The 23,720-nt window shown below is 46.3% G+C and carries 19 protein-coding genes; 6 read left to right on the forward strand and 13 right to left on the reverse strand.

What is annotated here, in order from left to right:
- Window positions 1–5: 5 nt before the first annotated feature.
- The gene (locus QMA35_RS02095) at window positions 6–341 is read right to left on the reverse strand and encodes a hypothetical protein (RefSeq protein WP_281645475.1); all 336 of its coding nucleotides are present in this window, start codon (window positions 339–341) and stop codon (window positions 6–8) included.
- A gap of 133 nt (window positions 342–474) precedes the next feature.
- On the opposite strand from QMA35_RS02095, the gene QMA35_RS02100 reads away from it, so the two are divergent.
- The 4 genes from QMA35_RS02100 to QMA35_RS02115 all read left to right on the forward strand — a co-directional run bounded on the left by QMA35_RS02100 (window position 475) and on the right by QMA35_RS02115 (window position 7,588).
- A complete protein-coding gene (locus tag QMA35_RS02100; protein ID WP_281645476.1) occupies window positions 475–819 on the forward strand; it encodes a hypothetical protein in 345 nt (114 codons plus the stop codon).
- Between the two features lie 81 nt (window positions 820–900).
- Window positions 901–1,161 (forward strand): hypothetical protein, encoded by a 261-nt coding sequence (locus QMA35_RS02105; protein WP_281645477.1) that lies wholly within the window; start codon window positions 901–903, stop codon window positions 1,159–1,161.
- A 433-nt stretch (window positions 1,162–1,594) separates the two neighbouring features.
- Window positions 1,595–4,849: a hypothetical protein gene (locus tag QMA35_RS02110; protein ID WP_281645478.1), complete on the forward strand. Its 3,255-nt coding sequence runs from the start codon at window positions 1,595–1,597 to the stop codon at window positions 4,847–4,849.
- Between the two features lie 288 nt (window positions 4,850–5,137).
- The gene (locus QMA35_RS02115; RefSeq protein WP_281645479.1) at window positions 5,138–7,588 is read left to right on the forward strand and encodes a hypothetical protein; all 2,451 of its coding nucleotides are present in this window, start codon (window positions 5,138–5,140) and stop codon (window positions 7,586–7,588) included.
- A gap of 4 nt (window positions 7,589–7,592) precedes the next feature.
- Here QMA35_RS02115 and QMA35_RS02120 read toward each other — a convergent pair whose 3' ends face one another.
- The 7 genes from QMA35_RS02120 to QMA35_RS02150 all read right to left on the reverse strand — a co-directional run bounded on the left by QMA35_RS02120 (window position 7,593) and on the right by QMA35_RS02150 (window position 15,706).
- Window positions 7,593–7,970 carry a glutathione S-transferase N-terminal domain-containing protein gene (locus QMA35_RS02120; RefSeq protein WP_281645480.1) on the reverse strand — a complete coding sequence of 126 codons (378 nt, stop codon included), beginning with the start codon at window positions 7,968–7,970 and terminating at the stop codon, window positions 7,593–7,595.
- 93 nt (window positions 7,971–8,063) lie between these two features.
- Window positions 8,064–9,053: a 23S rRNA (adenine(1618)-N(6))-methyltransferase RlmF gene (rlmF, locus tag QMA35_RS02125; protein ID WP_281645481.1), complete on the reverse strand. Its 990-nt coding sequence runs from the start codon at window positions 9,051–9,053 to the stop codon at window positions 8,064–8,066.
- Window positions 9,054–9,129: 76 nt separating this feature from the next.
- Complete coding sequence (locus tag QMA35_RS02130; RefSeq protein ID WP_281645482.1) at window positions 9,130–9,990, reverse strand: hypothetical protein; 861 nt, start codon at window positions 9,988–9,990, stop codon at window positions 9,130–9,132.
- Window positions 9,991–10,043: 53 nt separating this feature from the next.
- Window positions 10,044–12,911 carry a hypothetical protein gene (locus QMA35_RS02135; protein WP_281645483.1) on the reverse strand — a complete coding sequence of 956 codons (2,868 nt, stop codon included), beginning with the start codon at window positions 12,909–12,911 and terminating at the stop codon, window positions 10,044–10,046.
- Complete coding sequence (locus QMA35_RS02140; protein ID WP_281645484.1) at window positions 12,904–13,650, reverse strand: hypothetical protein; 747 nt, start codon at window positions 13,648–13,650, stop codon at window positions 12,904–12,906. Before QMA35_RS02140 ends, QMA35_RS02135 begins: the two co-directional genes overlap by 8 nt.
- 42 nt (window positions 13,651–13,692) lie before the next feature.
- On the reverse strand, window positions 13,693–14,943 hold the full coding sequence (locus QMA35_RS02145) for a hypothetical protein (protein ID WP_281645485.1): 1,251 nt from the start codon (window positions 14,941–14,943) through the stop codon (window positions 13,693–13,695).
- Between the two features lie 163 nt (window positions 14,944–15,106).
- Window positions 15,107–15,706, reverse strand: a complete 600-nt coding sequence (locus tag QMA35_RS02150) for a Yip1 family protein (protein WP_281645486.1) — start codon at window positions 15,704–15,706, stop codon at window positions 15,107–15,109.
- A 322-nt stretch (window positions 15,707–16,028) separates the two neighbouring features.
- Here QMA35_RS02150 and QMA35_RS02155 point away from each other — a divergent pair, with 322 nt between their 5' ends.
- Window positions 16,029–16,586 carry a hypothetical protein gene (locus QMA35_RS02155; RefSeq protein WP_281645487.1) on the forward strand — a complete coding sequence of 186 codons (558 nt, stop codon included), beginning with the start codon at window positions 16,029–16,031 and terminating at the stop codon, window positions 16,584–16,586.
- 43 nt (window positions 16,587–16,629) lie between these two features.
- Here the strand turns inward: QMA35_RS02155 and QMA35_RS02160 are convergent, their stop codons facing one another.
- Window positions 16,630–17,571, reverse strand: coding sequence for an SdiA-regulated domain-containing protein (locus QMA35_RS02160; RefSeq protein WP_281645488.1), 942 nt, complete (start codon window positions 17,569–17,571; stop codon window positions 16,630–16,632).
- A gap of 205 nt (window positions 17,572–17,776) precedes the next feature.
- Between QMA35_RS02160 and QMA35_RS02165 the strand changes: the two genes are divergently transcribed.
- Window positions 17,777–18,994, forward strand: coding sequence for a cytochrome P450 (locus QMA35_RS02165; RefSeq protein ID WP_281645489.1), 1,218 nt, complete (start codon window positions 17,777–17,779; stop codon window positions 18,992–18,994).
- A 140-nt stretch (window positions 18,995–19,134) separates the two neighbouring features.
- Here the strand turns inward: QMA35_RS02165 and QMA35_RS02170 are convergent, their stop codons facing one another.
- The 4 genes from QMA35_RS02170 to QMA35_RS02185 all read right to left on the reverse strand — a co-directional run bounded on the left by QMA35_RS02170 (window position 19,135) and on the right by QMA35_RS02185 (window position 23,691).
- Window positions 19,135–20,766, reverse strand: coding sequence for an HAD family acid phosphatase (locus QMA35_RS02170; protein WP_281645490.1), 1,632 nt, complete (start codon window positions 20,764–20,766; stop codon window positions 19,135–19,137).
- A 100-nt stretch (window positions 20,767–20,866) separates the two neighbouring features.
- Window positions 20,867–22,036, reverse strand: coding sequence for a carboxynorspermidine decarboxylase (nspC, locus tag QMA35_RS02175; protein ID WP_281645491.1), 1,170 nt, complete (start codon window positions 22,034–22,036; stop codon window positions 20,867–20,869).
- A gap of 52 nt (window positions 22,037–22,088) precedes the next feature.
- Window positions 22,089–22,250 (reverse strand): hypothetical protein, encoded by a 162-nt coding sequence (locus QMA35_RS02180; protein ID WP_281645492.1) that lies wholly within the window; start codon window positions 22,248–22,250, stop codon window positions 22,089–22,091.
- Between the two features lie 244 nt (window positions 22,251–22,494).
- Window positions 22,495–23,691, reverse strand: coding sequence for a saccharopine dehydrogenase family protein (locus QMA35_RS02185; RefSeq protein WP_281645493.1), 1,197 nt, complete (start codon window positions 23,689–23,691; stop codon window positions 22,495–22,497).
- Window positions 23,692–23,720 lie beyond the last annotated feature (29 nt).

The following is a 23,720-nucleotide window of genomic DNA, read 5'->3' on the forward strand; positions in this document are numbered from 1 at the left end:
CTGCCTTAGCGTCTCCCTCCGCTGATTGGATGAAGCAGGGGGAGAAAATAAAGCTGTCTTAATCTTTTCAGGTTTGACGGCTTTTTTGTTTTCTTCTTTCTAGGAGGGCTGTTATCCAGATTGATATTCTCAAGCCCCTCTGGCGCAGGTTTAATGCTGACAATTACCTCACCTGGGACAATTGTTTGGGTAAATCCGTTTGTCCTCGCTTCTTTGGGCACATGAATATCTTCCGGAATAAAAGACAAAGGAGGGCGCTCCCCGGAAGACAGGGCAAAACTGGCAGAGGTTACGCCAAGCAGGGTTAGTGTAATTGTGATTGTTAATATTACAGATTTCATGGGGGCTGCTGATCTCCCACGAGCGATAAGCTTTTTAATGGAGGAGAGTCAGTCTAGGAGAAAAAGCCAAAGAGGCCAGAAGGCTGCTGTGAGCATGTGTAACATCCAGTGAGTTCGTGGAACTTTTTATAGTGTGGCTCTCTCTTTTGACCGGGGCGCCCTACCTCAAAAAGCAATTTGTATTCTGGAAGAATACAAGAATGCCATTCAGCATACTGATAATGCTGAAAAAGCCATGGAACAAGTTCTTAGGCATCAACTGCCGGCAGCCACTCTTAAAAGGAGTGTAATAAAAGCTTATGAAGCTGCTGTTCGTTTAAGTCCCTACGCACAGAATTCTTTTCAAGCACTTATGGAAAATGTATTGCCGCAAGGCAGCAGAGAGGTTTCTTCTGTCATAGTGCCAGTCAATAACTATTTCTATGAGTTTGAAAGACTACAAAGCGTCTTGGAAGATGTTGAGAATACAACAACATAATATGGGCATGACTTCCTTTGGAAAATAGCTGCTCAATATGTTTTATATCCTCAATGTTTAGAACAAAGCGGTTATAAAGACTTGTTTCAAATAACAATGAATGTCTCTCCGGAAGGCTCGCTTTCTTTAGCCAAGAGGTATGACTTTATGTTGGCGGTTCACCCGCAAATCTCCCCGGAAAATAATGAGTTTTCTGGTAAGTGGCGAGTGCTGATAGAGAGTAGTTTGGATGCAACTGATCGTTATGCTGCCTTTGTGGTTAGCAATGAGGAAGACATTAATTCACTGGTTAATTCACTGGAAGAGCGCTGCTCTCAAAACAGTCAGTATATCGAAGAGTAAAAAGTTACTGTCCAGAGTGTCAACATGCCGTTGTTCAAGAACTGGAAAAAAGAGACTCTGTATAAGTGTGCAGTGATTTTTGAGAAGACCAATGCGACAACAACCATGACAAGCAATCATGAGAAGCAATCATGAGAAGCAATGCGGTCAGAAAATAATTCTCTTGCAACGAATACTAACAGTGGTGGGAGTCAGGCCAACAAATTCTTTCTAGAATTGATACTTCCAGAATAATAATTGTCCATAGTGCTTCATTGAATATTTTTATGTGAGGATGAACATGGACAAATCTGGGGGGATAGGAAGAGGTTTACACACTACGAGCGCGCGAGGAGTGTCGCTCGATAACCTGTTTCAGAGTAATGATAGTAGACAATTTCAGCAGCGGAAGATCGTCCCTAGATACTCTTTAGGCCCCAGAGTCGTTGTTTCTATGGAACCTTCTCACACTTCATCTGGCGCAAAACATCAGCATTTTTTATCAGATACGCAAGCACAAGCCGTCGACCCTAATAGACGATATACGAGAAGTTTATCTACAGGAACTGGTTCACCCCAGCATGTTAGTAGTGGCAGCTTATTAAGTCCTGGAAGTGGCCCTTCTTCAGCCACAGTGTCTTCAGCAACTTCAGCCACAGCGTCTTCAGCCAGTCTTCATCTGCTCTCACCATCGGGCAGTCACTCTCCGTTGTCATCATCCACCGCTTCCATTAGTGATGATCTTCCTTTAGATAGAGCGGAGCTTGAAAAACATATAAAACAATTAGGTGCAACAATATCACCGGTAAATTATCTGGGGCAGAGTGGTCTTTTAACACTGTTTCTTGTTGATCCGGATATGCACTATGCGAGGAAGCGGATTTATAAGGCCTTGTGCGATAAACTAAAGCCTGCACATGGGCGCTGGAGTTTTAGTGGGAGTGGTGCAACTGCACAGTCAACACTGACTGAAGAAGAACAAACCCTTAAAGAGTTCTTGGAGCTTTCTAGAAAGTATAAAGTCAAAAGGAATTCCAAAACACATACAGTCGATAAGAAAGAACTCAGGGAAAAGCTGGAAATTATCAGAGATGAGGTGCATAAAAAGTTTCCTTTATTTCATTGCCAGCCAACGGTATCCAAACAGTTATGGGATGAGGTTTCTGCAAAGAAGAGAGCCCAGGAAAGCTTTGCTATTACACAGGATACTATGGAGAAGAACATGGTACTTCTGGATAAAATGTTGCAACACCTTGTTTCATCAGATGGGTTGGCGACGGGAGAGGTAACGAATCCAAGCTGTGATACGAGCCCTGAATTTAAAATCCCTGATTTTCCCTGGGATAAAGAACCCGGAGATTACGCTGTTCCTTTTGATGCACGCCTGCGGGTTGATGGTAAGCAGATTGCTATTCCTGACGACTGTTATAAAGATCTCGCTGCTTCTTTTTTTGTGAGGATGCAGGCCGCGAAAGCCTTTGCACTGTCTGGTCGAAGCAACTGGATGAAAATGAGTAGAGAAACACAAGAGATTATTGCCAGTCAGCTGCAAGATGATGAGGATTCCCTGGCAAGTGATGCTTCTCGATTTGATTGTGAAGTGCAGATGTATGCAGGGGATGATTTGCCATTGCTTCCAGTATTCTCTACATCGGCTTTCTTGAAGACCTATGAGGATCATGTTAATAGGATGGTTCAGGAGCCTGTGACGAGCAAGGCTGAATCAACAGAAAGGCATAACAGAAAAGCTTCTCAAGTTGGTAACGGTTTGGAGGATGGCGAGCGAGCGAACGTGCAGTCAGACTATCTGGCTTCAGTTGCAACAGGGCAACAATTAAACTTTGTCCTTAGTCAGGTGCTTGGCTTACCAGACGAACTGCTTGGCTTGGCTGCTGGCTCTATAACCCAGGGGTCGCTTAATGAAATTTACCTCAATGCCAAAACAAAGCTGTTTCCACGATGCAATGTCGCTTTTATACCTGTTGACCAGACAGTGCGTGGCCAAGGGCAGAAGAATCAGGGAAGTATAAAAATCAATTCCTGGGGCGATGGACAGGTAGAGCTGATTGGACAGAAGCATTATGAGCATTTCAGAGCCAGCGATACTGAGAAAAAGTTATATCGTGCAGATACCTATTTTACGATAAGAGTTCTGGCTGTTTGTAGGAGTGAAGGTGTAGTCGTCACAAGGGTTGAAGTTGATATTGATATTAACCGACTGCTCAATAGAAAAGAGAGAGAGGAGTTACTTAACGAGGAAAAAAATAAAAAACGCATAGAGAGAGCCAAGGCCGCAGGTAAGCTGATTGCTTCGGAGGCAAAATCAAGATCTGCCTCTGCTAAAAAGAATGGTTTCAACGATGGCCAGAACTCCGTTATTACAGATTTAATTATTAAGCAACCCAAAACGATTGCTGATTACTTTGATGATGCGAGTGAACAACAGATGTTGTTGCAAATGATTCAAACGGAATATGCTGATAAGAATGACAGGACTGCAGCTGTTCTAAAGGCTGTTTCAGAATGTCAATCAAAGAAGGCTATAGATTTTGGTAATTGTCGGCCACTGCCTCATTACCTGTGCCAGTTCCGTGAAGAGCCGGGTGGAATTGATTTAAATATCGGTGAAAATGCGTGTCGCCTCATCTATACGCAAGATAATGAGTGTGTAGTTACAAATGTTAAGTATGCGAGAACGCAGGATATTGAACTGAAGCCGTCCAAATTACAACGATATAAGTCAAAGGATAACATGCTCCATATTACTACTTACAGCTCCCGCGATGACTTGACAGGAGAGACTGTAGAGCCATACATGGAACGTCTTGTGGAGAAATCCAGGATAAGCCGTGTTCGCAGATCTTTCCGCCATCGTGCGAAACAGCAACAGTTTAAGGGTATATATATTTCTACAGCTGGGCGGGAAAAACTGGCCAAATCACTGGGTATCAAAACAGGTAATGGTATGCCACTTATTATGACGCAGATGGAGCTTGCTATCTTGGCAAAGCCACTGTCAGGTGAATGGGAATTACAAGTTCAACGTTATTGTAAGGGATCCCAACTGAGTCGTTCTGACACTCGAAGCGTTCTGAAATACGCCAAGGTTTATTATGCTCATGATCCTCATGAATCCGGTACCTTGAACAAGCGTCGCAGTAACTCTTTACCAGCTCTGGCTCATGTTGGTGTGGGAAGGCAGCGAACACGTCGAAGTAGTGAACACTGGTCATCATCCCAAATGGTTCCTCTTAGGGGTCAGTATCAACACGCTTCTGACACTCATTTAGCGCGAGTTGTGTCGAAGCCAGATCCCCTCCTGATTCGTAGCGCAGACACTCTTGAACCCATTAAAAGTGGCGCAACCCCAAAGACGGTAACATCCGAGGGGACAGGACATTTCCCCTTTTCTTCCACCGGTGAGGATGAAGTTTTAATCTCAGAGTTGATGGACGCAATATCGGAAGAGGATGAAGCGTCTGTTGTGGAAAACTATGTTACGAAAGTAAGTGAAAAGGTTTTTAAAATGGAAGGGCGACCTTATTCACCGGAAATGATTGTCGCATTTAAGCGAGAGAGAAAGGCGTTTTTTATTTCATGCTTGCGGAGTGCCTTTCCGGGGGATGGTGAAAAGGTTGAGCAATATATAGGTAGGTATCGAACTGAAATTATGAATAATCAACCTATAGTATATGGCACACTCGTTTAGTGGCTCGTTTAGTGGGAAACTGCTTATTGCTGTTTTATAAAAGCCCGTTATCTTCTACTCACTAGATAACGAGCATTTTATAGAAATGCCACTTTTTTGGCGCAGCCATAAAAAGATCAATCCCTCAATTGTGTGAATGTGTCTGTATTTTGCGGACGAGAGCTTATTGCAAAGTCATTTCTTGGCTTGTATGCCAGTAAATTTTTCATTATCCCGCCTTAAACGAATCTTTGAGATTCACAGCTAAAATTAAGCATAAACATCAGTTTATTTTTAAAAGGCTTAGTTGTGAGCGAATTTGGAGCAGGGCCGACAAGAACACACTCACCTTCTCAGGTGGATCACACCGCTGGTAGAAAAGGTGTTGAGAGTGTGGAATCTATTGGCCGCCACAAAGGCAAAAAAGTATCCAAATCAAAAAACCCCTTTAAATATATCCTCAAAGTCGTTACTTCTCAGTTCACTAAACCGAAGAAAAAAGTTATTGAACGGTCAGTTTCTTCTCCTGCGCAGCAACCAACGGGCACTTCTGGAGTAAAACGAAGTGAGTCCTTTCCAGCTCCCAGCCCCCCTCAGCTTGATACCCAGCAAACTCACCCCAAACAGTTTAATGTTCCTGGGCCGGTTAAGGATGAAAGTGGTCGGGTTGATGCCGATGCTACAGCCCAAAATGTTATCCAACAACTGAATGCTCTGGTGCTTGGTTCAAGTAAGGCGGCAGGCTCCGCAAAGGCCTTGGAAAAAGGATTTATACGACTCGACCCTAAATCTCTCGGGGTTATGTTTACTCAGGTGCTATCCCAATCCCTTGCTGCTGAAAATATGAAAAGTTATGCCGTGAAACTTGATACCGAAGGGCGTCAGGCTCTTGACGCTGTTCATCAGGACATGCAAAAGAAGGCAGACAGTCTCATTGCAGATGTGCTCAAGGCATACCCCAAACTGGATGAAAATCTCGCCCGTGAAGATAAGCAGGCCATAAGTCGTGATGCTCAGACAGCTGCTTTCCGGACAATGCAGAAGGAAGTGTGGTCAACGGCAGAAGTTCAGGTGTTTGCAGAAAATGTTGAACCCGATCTTGAACGTTTAGCACTCTGGGCAGAAACACCTGAGGTAAAACCAAAGATCCAGCCGCAGTTTAAACCCATGGTTGCGCAAAAACCTTCAGCACATTCACCTGAGAAAGGAATAAGGGAACGGACAACCGCTCAAGTAGGAAGCACCCCAAAAAGTTTCGTTAAGGCAAAGGAAACCGCTAAAAGTAAGGCTGTTGAAGCTCGAACTATTAAACCTGTTTCCCATTCAACGACATCGTCTATTTATCGTCCAAGGAAACAGTCATTTGTTCCTGTACGGAGTGAAGTTATTCCCCAGAAACCCGGTGCGACAAAAAAGAAGCTGGAGTCCGGGGTTGAAAAACCGGTTCAAGAGAGTGCCCAGCCGAAGAAACCTGTTGATTCTCCTGTTCCAAAAACGGTGGCGCAAACAGCACCTTCTCGACCTGATGTCATTACTCCAGAAGCCAAAACTGTTTCAGCGTCAGATACTGATGAGCCAAACATTGCTGGTGAGTTGCAGGATTCAATCAGGGTAATTGGCAATCTTCGTGAAAATGAATTGAAACCCCAGCTCTCTGAAAATGACACGGGTGTGGCCATACACCTGTTTGTGAGTCTGGTTGATAAAGGTGCTACGGAAGTTGAAGCGCACGCAGCGGCTCTGGCTTACCGGGATGCTGTCGTTGATCAAAAGTTAACCAGTGATCAGGCTTTGACGGTTGGTATAGAAGTTTACAACTGGATTACTGATGAGCAGGCTTATGGGGAGTCAGACGTTGTTGAGGCCGGAAAGACTCTGGCCTCATGGTTAGCGGCGGGGGAAAGTGAGATATCTGCCGTTGAGGCTTTAACACAATGGTTGGATGAAACAATTGCTGCTGCTGATGATGAAAGCTGGGAAGAGGAATGGGGTATTGAGCCTGATAACTCAGAACCTCTTACTCAGCCTGCTTCAGACCAGGCGCCAACGGAAGCTCCTGCGCCACCGCCACCGCCACCGCCTCCAATACCGTCCCCTCCATCACCGGCTTCTCTGCAAACAACAGGTAATGTTGTTGACCCCAAGATTCAGGAGCGATTTGCTTCCGATTCGCGGCAGGATCTTTTGGCGGCTATCCGGGAAAGACAGGGAAAGCCGATTCAAAAGGATAAGAGTGTAGGGGAAGAGAAACCAGTTCAAGAGCAGGCTTCTTCAGATTCTCGTCAGGATCTTCTGGCAGCTATCCGAGCGCAACAAGGAAAACCGGTTAGAAAGGCAAATAGTACTGGATCTGAACAACCAACCAATACCGAGCAAGATAAGAAAGCAGGCAGTAAAGGTGAAGTAAAGTCGAAATACTCCGAAGGTGGAGATGCTGTTATAAGGGCTTTAAAAAGCAGAGTTTCTACTGAGGCTGCCGAACCCCAAAGAGATTTGACGGAAAGTTTTGGGGGAGTTTTTGAAGAATTTTTCTTTGAGTCTGGAGGTGAACTGGATCCAGAGAGCCAGCCTCAGCTACGGGAAGATTTGAAACTAGCTATAGAAAACACTGGTATTGCTGTTGATGTCGAAGCTTTATCCCAGAGTGCACTGAACCAGCTAATAGTCTCTATTCATGGCAAGCAGGGAGAGGCTCGCCATGTGATCGAAAGTGCTATTAGTGACTGGATCAGTGAAAGGCTGTTTCCAGGAAGCGAGTAACCTTTTATGCCGCAGCACCAAATTGGCTTTCCAGATGCTCAATAATTGCGCCTGATTCATACAGCCAGGTAGTGTTGCCATCGTCGTTTGTGATCTTCAGACAGGGAACCTGAATCTTGCCTCCCTGTTCAAGTAACTCCTTTCGAAAAGCGTTATCACTGTTTGCGTCACGGCACTCAATATTTAGGTTAAGGCGGTGAATCGCTCTGCGGGTTTTAATGCAGAAAGGACAGCCAAAGAACTGGTAAAGAGCCATCTGGGCTGTTTCACTATCTACCTGCTGTTGCTTCTGCTTTGAACGTTTGAGCTTGCGCGGGCGGGTTAGTATATCGATACCGGCAATGGTATAGCCCAGTGCATTTCTAACAAGTTTCAAAATCATCGGTACACCCCGGAAAATTTTCTTATTTTCTGCTGATAGCAGCTTGCGGAGGTATTGTACGGACTGTTGCTGGTTTTGGCTCGGTTTTCCGTATTAGCTCTGCCAGTAAATCTGGCTCCACTGCTGTTGTTCCTGTTTGTTTAGAAAACTCCAGGCCAGCATGTGGCTGATTTTTTGCCCCTGACTCATTTTTATAACGTCAACCTGCTTCGCTCCCAGTTGCTGGAGTGTTTTTCTCAGGGGGTAGAGGTTATCCTTTTTGGAAATCAGGCTGGTAAACCAGCAGACTTGCTGGGAGAAGTCAGCGCTCTCTTTAATCATCTGTTTCAGAAAACGAATTTCCCCGCCCTCACACCAGAGTTCAGCTTTCTGACCTCCAAAATTTCTTTTGTTTTTCCGATCATCCTGAAAATTTTGGTTCTTGCCCTTCAGATTGTTCCATTTTCGCAAGCTGCCAGCCTGAGCATCGGCAAGTGAGGCATGAAATGGTGGGTTGCAGAGAGTGATATCAAAACGGCTGGATGGTTTGATAATGCCATGGAAAATAAGTTTGCTGTTTTTCTGATGAACGACTTTGATCTGTTGAATCAAACCGGGGTTGCCCTGAGCAATCAAGTTGGCCGTTTTCACTGAAACGGGATCAATATCGGAAGCCATAAACTGCCAGCCGTAACTGCGGCTGCCAATAATTGGGTAAATACAATTGGCGCCCGTGCCTATATCCAGAGCCCGAACCTGATGCCCTTTAGGTGGTGTTCCGTGGTTAGCAATTGCCAGGAGGTCAGCCAAATAATGAATGTAATCGGCTCGACCGGGAATTGGAGGGCAGAGGTAGCCCTTGGGTATCTGCCAGTTAGGCACTTGGTAGTAATAAGCCAATAACGCTTTATTTAGACAGATAACGCCTTGCTCAGAACTGAAATCTACCGTTTTTTCTCCAGAGGGGGTCAAGTGAATAAAAGTATCCAGTTCCGGAAGTACCGTGCACAGAGCATCAAGATCATATCGACCCTGGTGTGGATTCCTGGGGTGGAGTTTTGCTTTTTGGGGTTTTGAAGAAACTTTGGAATTTGGACGGGTCAAAACAAAAAATTCATAAAGTCGAAAAGGCTATATTTTACCCTCTGTATGAGGGAGGCGCTAATGTGTTACGCCTGATTTATGCAGGAATCAGAAGGGTTTCCTGATTCAGGGTTTTTCCAGTTTGTTTTATCGCTTTAAGAATTCTTTGGATATCTTTATCGCTACTCTTTTGGAGTTTCTCCAGGTTAGCGTAAGGGAATTGATCAACAGCCCGCTGGGAACTTCCCTGACGGCTTTTCAGGAGAGTTTCTATATTTTCGGGAACAAACAAGCGAGCCTGAGGTAAGTGCTCCTTCAATCTCAGATAGTTGGCTAAACCCACATAGTCATAGTCGGGGAACAGCCAGACTTCAGGAGCTCTCTGGCGAAATGTCAGCCAGCGCAGCAGGGAGTCTGCCAACTGACCTTTGTAATACAGAAGGCAGCCGAAGTTTTCTCGCCCGAGCATTTGTTCCGGGTAGTGCAACGGTTCAATGTTTTCTATCAGAGCTAAAGGCTGGTCACAGGCCAGGTCATCTTCCGGGTGGAAAGTGAGAGAGATCGGTCCTGAAAACTGACAGAGCTGGTGTAGTTCGATTTTGTCTTCTGGATTATCCAGGTGATACCAATGACAAGTTTTCCAAGTATTCAGAAGATAATACTTATGTGTAGAAGTCGGGACCTGATCCGACCCTTTGGCCTTATTCGTGGAATTCGCTGTTTTTTTGAAATAGGCCAGCTGCTCTTGCAAAGCTTTCAGGCGATCTTCAACGCTGTTCTTCTGATCAGTGCGAATAACCCATTGAGATTGGGACTCGTACTGAATAAGACCACAGACTTTCATATCTTCCCTTAAATGAAAGCCAGACCCTTTGTTCCACTCACTGTCGTTCAGGCCGCCTTCACTCAGCAGTCTGGATAGTAATCGGATTTGTTTTTGCAGAGATTTTTCATTCATGGGATTTCTGTCTTACTTTATCAGTCAGGCTCATCCGTGAGCCCGCACAGTTGTTAGGCTGTTATCGGTTCTTCAGATTTGTCTACGTCCACTTTGATCTTGGGATCCAAAGTCATCCAATTTTCCTGATTGACCACCAGAGCCTGCTGGCGTTTGACACCTGTGTGAGCTTTCACCACGTCAATACCATAGCGCGCCAGATCGACCGCATAAACGGACGTCAGTAGCGGAGTAAAGCCAAGAACTTCGGCACTTTCCAGCAGCTGACGGGCATTGGCTGAGTCAACACTGGCTATTTCATCAATAGTGAACAATAAACGCTGATTAAGGGCATGTTTGGAATCCATCATATGACGGATCAGGTACATCAACGTCATCAGTTTCAGCGTGCTTCGGGTGCCAGTAGAACCAGCATCATCAATTTTGTCATAACGCTTCAGTTCGCCGGTGGCATCTTCAATCTCGAAGGAGACGGTGAAAATATCGGCGAGGCTCAGGGACTCACTGATACGGCTGGCAATAATACGCGTGGAATCCATGGCTTTTTCTTCGTTAATCACTGGCGTATCAAAGCTCAAGCCGGGCTGATCTTCTTCAAGAAGTTGGCCGGTGTCGACTATATAACGAATAGCATCATAGAGTTCCTGCACTGGCTGCAACAGAATGCGGAAATGCTTAAGGTTGGATACCTTGCGCCGGGAAATACTGCGGTTGAACTTATTTACCTGCTGTTCCAAGCGCAGGTAATCCTGCAAAAAGTCATTCAGTACACTGGAGAGTTGGAGAATCGCGGTTTTGCGATATTTCATCAACATCTGTTCAACTTCCGGGCGGGCTTCCCAGTCTTCCAGCACTTTACGCCAGGCGGCTTCTTCCGTTGTCTCGGATTCTGCCGCGCGATAACCCTTCAAACGGATATCTGAGTACAGAGTCTGCATTCGTAAAGTAGCATCGTGGGTAATTTGCCATTGTTCGCGATACAATTCGATGCGTTCTTCCAGATCTCGTTCTGTGAAGTTCTCTGAAGGGCGAATAATATCGGGCCAGTTGTCTTCTGGCGCTTTTAGCTGTTCCCACTGATCACAGACTTTTCTGCGGCTGGCGCTGAGTCTGGTGAACTCTTCTCTTTGTTGCTCGTTATCATGGCTGAGTTGTTCCAGCTGTTCCCTCAACTCGGTGATGTCGGCGTCGTGCTGGTGGATTTCTTCAACAAGTGTCGTGCGTTGTTCTACCCAGTTTTCATATTCGGGAATGCTGTCCTGCCAGGTTGTCCAGTCAGACACTTCACGTTCACGGCGAGTAATGGTGCTGCGCACCTGTTTTAGCTCTTCCCTGATTTCCTGATGGTCCAGCAGGGCGCTGAGACGTTGATCCAGCTCATTCAGGCGCAGCTCCTCTTCTTCAAGCTGCTTTTGAAGGTCCTGTTTGTTCTGCACAAGGCCGCGGGGTGTTGGTAGTTCATCCAGATGGATACGATAACCATCCCCCTGGAAGATGTGGCCTTGCATTCGAGAAAGAAGCTGTTGAGCTTCCTCAACCAGATGTTGTTCGTTGTCGAGATTCAGCACAGGATGATCATCGGTCACTGGCAGCATCAACAAACCTTCATTCATGAGTTTGCCAAGTTGAATAACGGATTCTTCGGAGAAGTGTCGTCCCAGCAAAGCTGCAAGCGTTTCATCGGCAGACATAGCCGTTTCCAGCTTCTCAATGCGCTGTTCCTGCTGTTTCATCTCCCTACGCAGGGAATCTTCATTTCCGCCCAGGTTGGCAACCCCCAGCTGGCCACCAAGTTTTTCTTCCCGTTCCCTGAGGTGTTCGATATCAGCATGCACGCTGTTGATATCATACATATTACCCAGCTCGGTAAAGGCTCGGGCACTTTTCTCATGACGATTAATGCGCTCAACCAGACGAGCTTCTTCGCGGTTTTTCAGAACTTTCTGCTGACTCGCGCTAGCCTCCTTCTCTTTCAGGGTGTTTGCTGTCTGTTGAGCGGATGCCAGAGTTTGAGCCAGCTCTTCAATGCGTTTATCAATGCCTTCAAGCCAATCCTCGTAATCTGTTTCGATTCCTTTCTGTAGAGCAAAAACAACCCCCGCTGCTTTTTCTCGTTTCAGACCGGTATGGCGCATAGCTTCCACATGAGATGCTGATGCGCCCAAAGCATCAAACTCTCGTTTTAAGCGCTCGTACTCGGCAAAAACTTCTTCTTTCTTTTGATGGAAGTTGATTGCGCCTTGGGTCATGTCGTTGGCAGACAGTTGAGGAGAAAACACGTCTAGCAAAGATTGTTTAATCATCCCGGCGTTGATTTCAGACTGGGTAATCAAACTGACGAAAAGGCTTTTAAAAACCTGATAGCGGCGGGTTCCACCAACTGGAACCAGATCAAGGGTTGCCCGGATTTTGCTGCTGACAGCGCCTTGTCCGCCACTGATAAGAACTTCAACATCCTGCGGGTTGAGTAAAGTAATCTTTTCTCCGGTCAGGGCTATGCGCTGGCGTACATCGGCAAATTTCAGTGGTGTGCGCTCATTAAAGAAATGTTCGCGCTTGAACTCACCGCGGTAAATAAAATGTTGATAACGATGACCGCTGGCAGAACCTTTACCGGCAATGCCCAGTACCCAAGGTCCGTGGGGGGTGGTGATCTGGGTAATGATGTAGCTATTGTCGTAGGGGAAATAGAATTTCCGGGTAACGTCTTTGGCGTACTTCTCAAACTTACTGCCCATCATGTTGGGCAGGAAAATAAACTGCAGGGCATTGATCGCCGTAGACTTTCCCCGATTGTTGGAACCAAAGAAAGAAACGGAACGATCCAGCGGTAACTCACCCCAGGCATAGGTTCCCGATTGAATCAGATACAGGCGGGTCATACCATAACGATTATTCAGAGGGCTGGTTGTGTCACTCATTCCTCTCGCCCTCTATTGTTTCTGTTTCTGTTTCTGTTTCTGTTTCTGTTTCCGGGTTGCCAGTTGCTGACTGTTGAATCTCTTCACGTTCTAATTCAGCACTGTTTTCCGCGACCTGTTCGGCAGCTTCCAGAAAGCGGCTTATGGGCTTAAGAAAACGAATATGATCTTCTGAGGCCATATGGCAAAGACCTCGGCGAGCCATCCATTCAAGCAACGTGATAACAGCGTTTCTGCTACCAAGATCTGCCTGTTCATAGAGATCAGAATAATGACGGCGAGTGTCGTCAATAACCTGCAGCTCTATAGCCTCACCGGAAATAGTGGCAGCCGGATCGTAATTATTGTCTTGGAGGAAATCGATCAGGGTGTAGACCAGCAGGGCAACTTTGCGGCTGGTACTGAGAGACTGACCGGTGACACTGTCTGGATAGACAAAATAGAAAAAACCATCAGGGTGATAAATCAGTTCATAACCCAATAAAGCAAATAAATGGGTGTAGCTATCTCGATGATGTTCCAGCTCTTTAAACAGAGCGAACTGATCGGGGCTGTCGGCAGATAAATGTGAACCTTCACGAAGGCGAGTGTATATTTGCCGTCCGTTTGGCAGGTGACTGCTCAGGTTTTCATCCAGAAGCAGTTGTGGAGCCGCAGAATCCACAATGCTTTCAGACTGTGGTGCCTGCCACTCAGCCGGCTCGGCCTTTGTCAGGGTAGATTCCGAACTGTCATTCATGGTTAATTTGCTTATGTCGTTTAATGTTGAATTCAAAGTGCCTTAACTGGATTCCAGCGCTAGAGTCCGTCTTTCCATGGTGAGGAAATGATCACGAGTTTCATAACGATTGGAGCTGCCACTGATGACCTGGCTGTTTAAGTTTTCAGTTTCATTGGTTAGCCGCACCAGAAATTCCAATAGCTGACGGGTATTCAATGTTGGGTAATGCTCTATCAACCATGCCAGACAGTCATTAACAGGAAGCGCCGGTTGAATATCCTGATTAACCATGGAAAAAGTCACCGGCTGCTCCTCTTCCTGTTCTATTGCGTCAGGGATATCGAACTGACGGGATTCCAGAGCTGTTAATTCACTGAGGTAGGCGACCAGGGAACTGTTGCTGTCGGTCAGGTTTGGCCGGGTTCTACCGGTTAGCGGAACCTTGGTGGGGCTAATGGCATAGCGGAATTTCTTACGGCGCATTTCCGCAATGGCTATAGCGGCACCTCGGGTTAGTGCTGAGTTGCGCTGGAATCTCCGATAGATCGGCTCAAGCAAGCGGGAGCAGCGATCAATGCTGTGACGCAGGCCTGAACGAAGATCCAGTAATCGTAAGTTCAGGCGGGCAAGCCGAGTACTTTCTGAATAACCAATGTTATGGCGAGCCTGCTCCATATAATCCAGCAAGTTGTGTTCGATGGCTTTAAGGGTCCGTTCATACTCACCCTGTACATCCAGCATATCTGCAGTGGGCTGAACGTACTGGGTCCAAGCATCCAGGGCTTGTGTATAACGGGCTTTCAGTGGAATGCTGCGAGAAGAATTCTTGGCATCCTCAATAATGCGCAGAATAGCCTGTTCATTATTTTTCAATTCCCGGTGGACATCACGAAAGCGGCGATCAAGTTGGCTGGTATAGCGAACCACTAGATAATTGTCTTTAGCCGAAAGAGCCTGTCCCAACTGTTTGGTTAATCTGTGCAGGTCATCAATCTTGGCTTTCAGTGAGACAGATAATCCCAGTTGCTGCTGATCGGTAATCAGCTCAACAATATCCAGAATGGTGGGGTTTAAATCAAACTGATTTTCGGCTCTGGCGACAGGAATAAGAATTTCCAGTTGGCAAAGTCGGGTGAATAATTCAGTTAGTTCCGGGTTTGAGTGCTCTTCTGATTTCTCTTTTATGCAGTTGCGGGCAACATCAATAAATTCTCTGGAAGAAAAACTCAGAGAACCAAAGTTACGGTGCAGGGCATCAATAAGATCAATATGCTGTTGAAGATTGCGGAGAAATTTTTTGACGTACTCCACTGTTAATCCGCTGTTTTGTAAAAAGCCTAAGCTAGCAGACTTGGCCAAGCCTATAAAGAGAGGAATTGTTCCAGGGTACGTTCACAGCCCAACATCTGACTCAGTGGCTTTGAAAGTACCCTGGTAATTTCGCAGTAGAGATTCAGTTAGTGGAACCTGATCATTAACTGAGAAAAACCGGCCCACCACCAAACTGCCAGAATATTGCGGAGCCGACTTTCATGCAGACCAATAACACAAGACCGGCGCAGGCTAGCGCAGAAGCAAACATAAACCCACGTTCAAATGGAATTCCCATAACATGGGGCATGCCAATAAACAGAAGGTAAGTCGCATAGCCAATGCCAGCGATGATTCCGAACAAAGTGAGAGGCAGGGATGGGTAGAGTGCCAGAAGGCCGCAAAAGTAAAGAGGTGTTGCTACATAGGCCGAAAAAATAATGCAGCGCTGGTAAGAAGGGTTGCTGCCAAAGGTTTTCGCCATCCAGTGGGCAAAAATCCCCATTACGATGATGGCACCAATAATGGCGAAGTACGACACCACACTCATAAACAAAGCACTGGCCATTGTTAACTTAACTGGATCCAGCCCGGTAAGGGACCAGCCGACTTCTGTTGCGCCAATAAACGAGGCTGCACCCGGTATGGCCGCAAGTACTGTCAGGTGCCAGAGATAGTCATGGCCATGGTCTCTGATTTCACCATTAATTCTGTCCCATTCTTCGTGAGGGTGGGACATCATTCCCCAAATGTGATGGAGCATAACCATACCTCAAGTGGATTGTGTTTCTTTGACTTTAGACTGTGGATCCATCATTCCAAATAGCGTTATTAAAGCAAGCTATAGATCCTAAACTCTGAGCGCAGTTAACCAGTAAATACTAGTCGGTCTTCATGGTCCGTCTCATGCTCATGCTTTATATAAATCTGATACTTATTCGAAAGAAGTATTTAAGTTGAAAATTGGAGAGGGCAGATTCATCTAGTGTTTAAGTATTCATGATGGGTAAAGGGTATTACCACTTCGATCTGAACTGGTTTGCGGATAGTTGTGCTTTCAGTAAGCGCTTTATAGGAGCAGTATCATGAAACAACACCATTACATGTTTGATTCACTGGATGATTTACAAAGAGCTTGCTGTGATCTTGAAGATATAGGCGTTGCTCATGAGTCTTTGCATGTTGTCCACAAAAACCGGGCATCTGTTGAGAAACGTTATTTAAACGGTGTTGGGGAGTTGGAAGAAACAGATCTGATTCACACGGGATTACGAGGGTTTCTTTTCGGCGTTATCGCTTCTACCTTTTCTGGCTTGTTAACTTGGAACTGGTTTGGCACCCATGAGCTGGGTGGAGTGATTACTGGCTTTGTGTGCTTTGTCACTCTTGGGTTTTTTACTTGGGTCGGTGGTTTAGTCGGTATCAATCATGATAACTGGCGACTGTCGCCTTACCATGACATGTTGGATCACGGTAAGGGATTATTGCTGGTAGATCTCTGGCCGCAGCAGGAAATGGAAGTGACAAGACTTATGGCAGCGCTTCATCGTGAAGGTCGCCATATTGGGGAGTGTTCGTCTCTGGAGTCCCCCTTTGAAGGTGGCTGGCATCTCCACCTTCACAAATTCAGAGGTGTAGCCTGATTGTCGCTCCCCGCAATACCGGAAAGGACTGTCGGGATTCAGGTTACAGCCCAGCGACTGTAGCCTGATTGTTTTCTTTTCTGGTAAAACGGTATAGAAGATTCGGTTCACTGGCGATATAAATATCACTGTTGTCGTCCATTGTTACCCCTTCCGCTTGAGGTATAAATTGGTCAAGTCTTGGGATGATTCCTAGCCCAAGGGTGCTGATCACATTACCTTCCAGATCAACTTCGATCACCTGATGGGATTCGTCACTGAGAACCAGCATATGGCCACTACGGCTATCATAGTGGAGCCCGGAAAGGTCGCTGCTCTCAGATGTCACCGCGTCATTAAATTCCGCGTAATGATCAATTTCTACCGAATGATCCAGACCATTTTCAGAGAACCCTTTCACGCTGTATAGCATCATGGGATCACGCTCTTTCGCAATCCAGACGCTGTTTTCTGAGGTGTCCCAGGCTAGCCCTTCAAAACCTTTGTTTTTTCCAGAACGTATGCCAACACCAACTTTCGGGCTGTCTGCGTACACAATTTTTTTCGTATCTTCAGTTATCCATATCTGGACAACGCTTTGTCTGCGTTCATCCGCAACCAGATAGCGGCTACCACCCGCCCAGGTAATGGCTTCCAGATCCTCAAAACCCACCATTTCAATATTTCTGAGCAGGTTTCCGTGTCGGTCTATTTCGATCAATTGCGCTGGGCCATTAATCACTGAGAACAGCGTTTTTGTTTTGTCGTTCCAGGTAAGACCGGACAAGTTATCTTCTATACCATCAATAGCACGGATTGTGTCGTCCATTTGATAGTCATTTAGCCAGATAGAAACGTTCTTGGTCTCTTCAGTGGTGACCAGTCCCAGATAGATCCTGAAAATAGCATCATCCAGGTCAATAAAGTGGGCAAGCCCTGCAATCAGGCCTAGCGCAACAGCAGCCCGGGCTGGTCTGGATAAAATTCTTCTGTGTAAAAAGGTCAAAACTGAATCCACCATGAAAAGGCTGAGAAGAGGGTAGAGCGTAAGTGTGCAACGGAGAGTGTGAATAAAAGATGAATGAACTCTTAAGAGTTTCTGACAGAGAGATTGCGCAAGACTAATGTAGCTGGCATTCGTTTTATGGGAGTAAGATCATAACTATTGCCTATGAACTAAGCTGTTGGCACAAAAAATAAGGGTACTGGTTATGCTCTCACCCTCTGAAAGTTTGCTGACAGCTGAATACATGGGGCGACCGGTTGCTTTGTATAAGCATCTCCATAGGCTGGGGCCAATCTACTATGATGCTAACCATGAATTCTGGATTGCCAGTGAGTTTGATTTAGTATCCGGCTTGTTACGCCATCCTGATATGAGTTCTAACCGTGAAGGAATGAGTTCTCGCCGGTTTGAAGGTGCGGAAAATCGCAGGGTCAGGGCGGCGATGGAAGCGCTAGGGCGCTCGATGTTGATGATGGACCCACCTGAACATACCCGATTACGTAAAATGGCGAATCCGTTGATGGGGCGGGAGCGGGTTGAGAGTTGGTCTGCGGATATTAACGATGTCTTCTTAAAGTTAATGACCCCCTGTAAAGAGAAAGGCGAGTTTGATCTTGTCCATGATGTGTGTGAACTTTATCCGACGGAAGTTATTTTCAAGCTGTTTGCTGTTCCTGAAGCTTTGCGCCCGAAATACCGGGAGTGTGTCTGGCGTTCTATGAAGTATTTTGGATTCAACCTGAGTGAATTATCGATGCCCATGGCGATGGGCAGTGTTGCAGCTTCGACGCAGACGCGAGGTTTTCTTACAGAATTGTTGGAAAAACGCTGTGAATATCCGAGCGATGACCTTCTAAGTGAGCTGGCTGCTTATGTTGTCAGCGGGGAGACAGAGGTTGATGAAATGACTCGCATGGCCAGTCTGATTGTGAATGCAGGACACATAACAACAATTGATCTGCTTGCTAACGGGGTTTATCAGTTACTGAGTCATCCTGATCAGTGGCGGTTATTGAAAGAAAATCCTGAGTTAGCGGGGCAGGCTGTTGAAGAAATTCTTCGTTACGACTCTTCGGTTCCCTTCACATTTCGACGCGCCACAAATGATATTGATGTGCCAGGCGGAACTATTCGTAAAGGAGATTTTATCGCGTTAGGGCTTGCTGCTGCCAATCATGACCCTGCTATTAATGAAGACCCGGATGTATTTGATATTACCCGGCCAAAAGTTCGCCATGTGTCGTTTGGGCAGGGAGTGCATGCCTGCCTGGGGGCAAATTTGGCTCGCCTGGAAATGAAAACGGCTCTTGCTGCATTGGTTCAACATATGCCAGATCTGAGGTTTGCAGAACACCCGGAGCCTTATATGAAAAGCGACACTCTTGTCTTTAAGGGGTTTCATGCTCTACCTCTGGTTTGCTGAGAGGACACTGACGACTCTGCCTGTTGATCATCAATGTTTTGAGTGAGTCTGTGTAGTCATTGGTCTGGGGTGTCGCGATTCATTAAGCCATCCCTGGCTGTCATTTTGTATATCAGGTAAGAGTCGTGCTTATTTGGTTATTAAGGAGAAGGTGTCCACGCTTCAATATGCCCTTTACGACTGGCTGAAAGCTTTTCGGCTGATTGGCTCTGCCATTCGTTTCCGTGCCACTGCTTATAGAGGCGGCGTAACCATCCTGGGGTATAAAGAGGAAATGGAAGCAGAAATCGGCTGCGACCAAGTTCCTGAAGAGCCCCCTCAGGTTTGCCGTCGTTATCAATGGCAAGGTCATCTGCATAAATCTCTATATCTTCAATGCGGTCACCAATCATCTGGGCAACATTAACTGGTTTCCCTGTTACCATGCCTGTACGAATAGCTGCAAATCGCATGCGTTTATTGGTGTCGCTCCTATCACTGAAATCCCCGAACATTAGAAGGTGTTGGCTGTCGGGTACGGGGAGCCCTGTTGCTTCCAGAGACGCCAGCAAAGGGCCTCTCATATCATTGCCTCTTGCAGATTGGGGCGGCCGGTTGGTGACGTAGAAGATTTCTCCACCAGCCTCTTTCACGGCATGAAGATACTCCTTGGCACCAGCTACCAGGGCTTGTGGTTGTTCCAGGCCTGCCCAATGATTAAAGAGCTCGAGAGGGTTTTCTGTATGGTTGTTCAGGAAAACATGGGCTGGGAATGGAATGTTCTGAACAATAGTTCCATCAATATCAATAACAACGGCTGCACCTTGCTCGGGTCGTGATTGCTTCCAGTACTGGCTGGCTCGGTTATAAATTTGCCGGGTAATAAACGGGTACTCTGCAGACTCGGTGGTCCACTCTAATAAGTGACCCATTTCTGTTCCGCGATAGAATTTGTCAGAAGCGAAGAAATCTGAAGGGGGCTGCTGAAAGTCGCCCACCAGCTGTTTGGCTTTATTCTGCCGTAAAGTATGTTCTTCATCAGGTGAATGAGGGCAGTAGCCATGGGTGACACACTCCCAGGTGCCATAAGCCGCATTTGTTTGCAGAAGGCTGTGTTGCCCAGGTTTACTGGGGTTGTTTTCCAACCACTGTTTTTGGGTCTTTGATTTGATCGGAAGCTCAAACCCGAGGTCAGCCATCTTATCGCCCATAGTCAGGATGATCTGCCTGTTCTCCTGCTCTCCCCACAGACGGATCAGGTCGCTCTTTTGGAGTCCTGAACTGATCTGCAAATGTTTGGTATCTGTATAGGGAAGGTCAGCCTTGGAGAGCATTTCCAGGGTGCTACTCGCAACAATAGGATCGTGATACCGTGCAGTGAGATACAGAATCTCAACGCCTTTGCTGGAGGTGTTCGATAAGAAGTATTTCGCTCCGGGTGTCAGCTTGGGAGGTTGAGATTGCCACCAGAGGTAATCACGTTCTTTAGTACGCTTTTCGTTAGAGCCAATAAAGCCAGCAAAGTAAGCGGATGCTTGGATAATTGTGTCATCAATATCGGTAACAAGAGCCGGCTTTTTTCCTGAGGCGTGTGTTTGTTCCAACTGTTGGTCAACCACATCCGCAGCCATGTTGAATGTTTGCCAGGATAGAGCTCTGCTCTCTTCAGAGTGCTGCTGCCAGAGCATGGCCAGAGTGGTTTGTTCATAGAGGTCTTTCCATTCCAGTGCATAGAGTTGACAGGAAAAGAGCAGATGGAGAAATACAAGACACTTATGGGCTGGTTGGGACATATTCGCCACCTATAAAACAGGAGACGAGAGATTAGCTGCTATTTCTTACCAGGGTGCTAACAGTCGGGAAAGCGACGCTTGGAATTGTTAAAGACAAGGCTCAGGAGAGCCTGTCCTTAAAGTCATTGTACCCAAACTCTTTGGTGAACCTTAAATTATCGGTTTCAGAATTCCAGATAGCTATAGCTGGTAAGCCAATGCCATTAAATGTACTGGTTTTCACCATGGTGTAGTGGGCCATATCATCAAACATCAGCCTCTGAGCAACTTCCAGAGGCTGGTCAAAGCTGTAATCACCCATCACATCTCCTGCCAGACAGGTTTGGCCTCCAAGGCGATAAGTGTGTGACTTTTCATTCGGTAAACCTGCCTGAAAAATATCTGCCCGGTAGGGCATTTCCAGTGTGTCCGGCATATGGCAGGTGGCGGAGGTGTCAAGAATTGCCAGATCCATAGTGTTATGAGTGATATCCAAGACTTCACTGATTAATACACCGGAATGAATGGCGATTGCCTCCCCTGGCTCCAGATAAACCTGAACCTGATATTTTTTCTGGAAAGCTTTGATGCGATGAATCAGGGCTTCTACATCGTAATCTGGAGCGGTGATATGATGGCCACCACCGAAGTTCACCCATTTTAGAGTATGGATAATATCACCAAAGTGTTCTTCTACAGCGGAGAGAGTTCTGTTCAGAGGTTCATATCCCTGCTCGCAGAGAGTATGGAAATGCAGACCGGAAATACCTTCTAAACTCTGTCTTTCAAATTTACTTGGAATAATACCAAGCCGAGAGCCGGGGGCGCAGGGGTCATAAATAGGTGTGGATCCCTCGGAATGAAGAGGGTTTATACGCAAGCCAAATTCAAGTTTAGGCCTCTGAGCTTTTGCCTGCTGTATGAGTGTCTGGAAACGCTGCCATTGGTGAAATGAGTTAAAAACAACGTGGTCAGAAATGTTGAGGATTTCTGGTAAATCCCTTTCAGTGTATGCCGCTGAAAATGTGTGAACTTCTTGACCAAACTCTTCATGGCCGAGCTTTGCTTCATAGAGCCCACTGGCGCATGTCCCCGACAAATATTTGCTAATCAAAGGGGCCAGGCTGAACATGGAAAAAGCTTTCAGGGCTAGCAGAACCTTGGCTCCTGATTCTTGTTGAACCCGAGCCAGAATTTTCAGGTTGTTTTCAATAGCCACCTCATCCACAACAAAACAGGGAGAAGGTACTCGTGAACAATCAAAACAGTGAAAGGTTGTCGCTTTTATCATTCTTTGAAACGGAAACTTATATTTATAAAGGACTGAGTGGTTTGCTTCTGAGTTAAAGGCTAACCATAACTAAACCCGATAGTATCAGGAATAGTCCACACTTCTTCGGTGTCGGGACACTTTCTTTCAACCAAACTACGCCCATAAGTACACCAATGGGAATGCTGGCTTGACGCAGAACCACTACGTAACTGACATTATCTACAAAGGCCATGGAGCATAGCACCAGTCCATAGGTTATGACTATGCAGCAGCCGGTTATGATGAAGGTAATGCCATGTTTTTTCGGCAATGGTATGGCCTGTGTCTGCTGTTCAGGATGGCAGAGTACTGCAATGCTTAACTGAATGGCCGTGCCAATCATCTTCAAAATAATATAAGTTACAGCGACCCGTTGGCAGAAATTAAATATGAAGGGGATATGTAGCCCTGAGTAGAATATCAGGGCTACAGTCAGATCAAATCAGATCAAACTCTGGGTTTTCCATCACTTTCCATGGCAGGCCGTGTTTGTTCATATCTTCCATAAAAGGATCTGGATCCAACTGCTCCATGTTCCAGACCCCTGGTTTCATCCATTTACCTTCGATCATCATCTTGGCACCAATCATGGCTGGTACGCCGGTGGTGTAAGAGATGGCCTGGGATTGAACTTCCTGATAGCAATCTTGATGGTCTTTGATCTGATAAACGTACACAGACTTCTGTTCGCCATCTTTCACACCCTGAACAACGCAACCAATACAGGTTTTGCCTTTGGTGCGAGGGCCAAGGGTGGATGGGTCAGGCAGAAGGTGTTTCAGGAACTGAATGGGTACAATTTCTGTGCCGTTAAAGTTTACTGGTTCAATACCTGTCATGCCAACATTACCCAGTACTTCCAGGTGTTTCAGGTAGCTCTCACCAAAGCTCATCCAGAACTGGGCTTTCTTGATCGTCGGGTAGTGTTTGGTCAGAGATTCCAGCTCTTCGTGGTACATTCGGTAAATATTGTATTCACCAACCTCGTCCGGGCAGGTGAAGCTTTGCTTGAGAGACATGGCTGGTGTTGCAACAAACTCACCATTTTCCCAGTGGCGGCATTCGGCCGTTACTTCTCGGATATTAATTTCCGGGTTGAAGTTGGTGGCGAAGGGATAACCATGATCGCCACCATTCACATCAATAATATTGAGAGTGTGAATTTCATCGAAGTAGTGCTTGGCAGCGTAAGCCGTAAACATATTGGTGGCACCGGGATCAAAGCCGGAACCCAGAAGTGCCATCAGTCCAGCCTTCTCAAACTTTTCCTGATAAGCCCACTGCCATTTGTATTCGAACTTAGCGGTATCCAGCGGCTCGTAGTTGGCGGTATCCATATAGTGGACACCTGTTTCCAGACAGGCATCCATAATGGTTAAGTCCTGATAAGGAAGAGCCACGTTGATTATCAGAAAAGGTTTGATCTTGTTAATCAGCTCGACCAGTTCCGGAACATTGTCCGCATCAACCTGCGCCGTTTCTATCGGGCGAATCAACAGCTCTGCAATAGCTTTACACTTGGACTCTGTGCGGCTGGCCAGAACGATTTCTGTAAACACTTCCGGCAATTGTGCGCATTTATGGGCGACCACCTGGCCGACACCGCCTGCACCGATAATTAACACTTTTGCCATTATTCAATTCTCACTCTGTTATTTTTCGC

This window comes from Parendozoicomonas sp. Alg238-R29 (genome assembly GCF_947331445.1).
Taxonomy (GTDB): domain Bacteria; phylum Pseudomonadota; class Gammaproteobacteria; order Pseudomonadales; family Endozoicomonadaceae; genus Sansalvadorimonas.

Excerpts from the sequence above, each read along its gene's own strand:
- QMA35_RS02095 (WP_281645475.1), bottom strand. The coding sequence starts at position 341 with ATGAAATCTGTAATATTAACAATCACAATTACACTAACCCTGCTTGGC.
- QMA35_RS02110 (WP_281645478.1), top strand. The coding sequence starts at position 1,595 with ATGGAACCTTCTCACACTTCATCTGGCGCAAAACATCAGCATTTTTTA.
- QMA35_RS02120 (WP_281645480.1), bottom strand. The coding sequence starts at position 7,970 with ATGATTTTGAAACTTGTTAGAAATGCACTGGGCTATACCATTGCCGGT.
- QMA35_RS02130 (WP_281645482.1), bottom strand. The coding sequence starts at position 9,990 with ATGAATGAAAAATCTCTGCAAAAACAAATCCGATTACTATCCAGACTG.
- QMA35_RS02135 (WP_281645483.1), bottom strand. The coding sequence starts at position 12,911 with ATGAGTGACACAACCAGCCCTCTGAATAATCGTTATGGTATGACCCGC.
- QMA35_RS02140 (WP_281645484.1), bottom strand. The coding sequence starts at position 13,650 with ATGAATGACAGTTCGGAATCTACCCTGACAAAGGCCGAGCCGGCTGAG.
- QMA35_RS02150 (WP_281645486.1), bottom strand. The coding sequence starts at position 15,706 with ATGCTCCATCACATTTGGGGAATGATGTCCCACCCTCACGAAGAATGG.
- QMA35_RS02155 (WP_281645487.1), top strand. The coding sequence starts at position 16,029 with ATGAAACAACACCATTACATGTTTGATTCACTGGATGATTTACAAAGA.
- QMA35_RS02165 (WP_281645489.1), top strand. The coding sequence starts at position 17,777 with ATGCTCTCACCCTCTGAAAGTTTGCTGACAGCTGAATACATGGGGCGA.
- QMA35_RS02170 (WP_281645490.1), bottom strand. The coding sequence starts at position 20,766 with ATGTCCCAACCAGCCCATAAGTGTCTTGTATTTCTCCATCTGCTCTTT.
- nspC (WP_281645491.1), bottom strand. The coding sequence starts at position 22,036 with ATGATAAAAGCGACAACCTTTCACTGTTTTGATTGTTCACGAGTACCT.
- QMA35_RS02180 (WP_281645492.1), bottom strand. The coding sequence starts at position 22,250 with ATGGCCTTTGTAGATAATGTCAGTTACGTAGTGGTTCTGCGTCAAGCC.
- QMA35_RS02185 (WP_281645493.1), bottom strand. The coding sequence starts at position 23,691 with ATGGCAAAAGTGTTAATTATCGGTGCAGGCGGTGTCGGCCAGGTGGTC.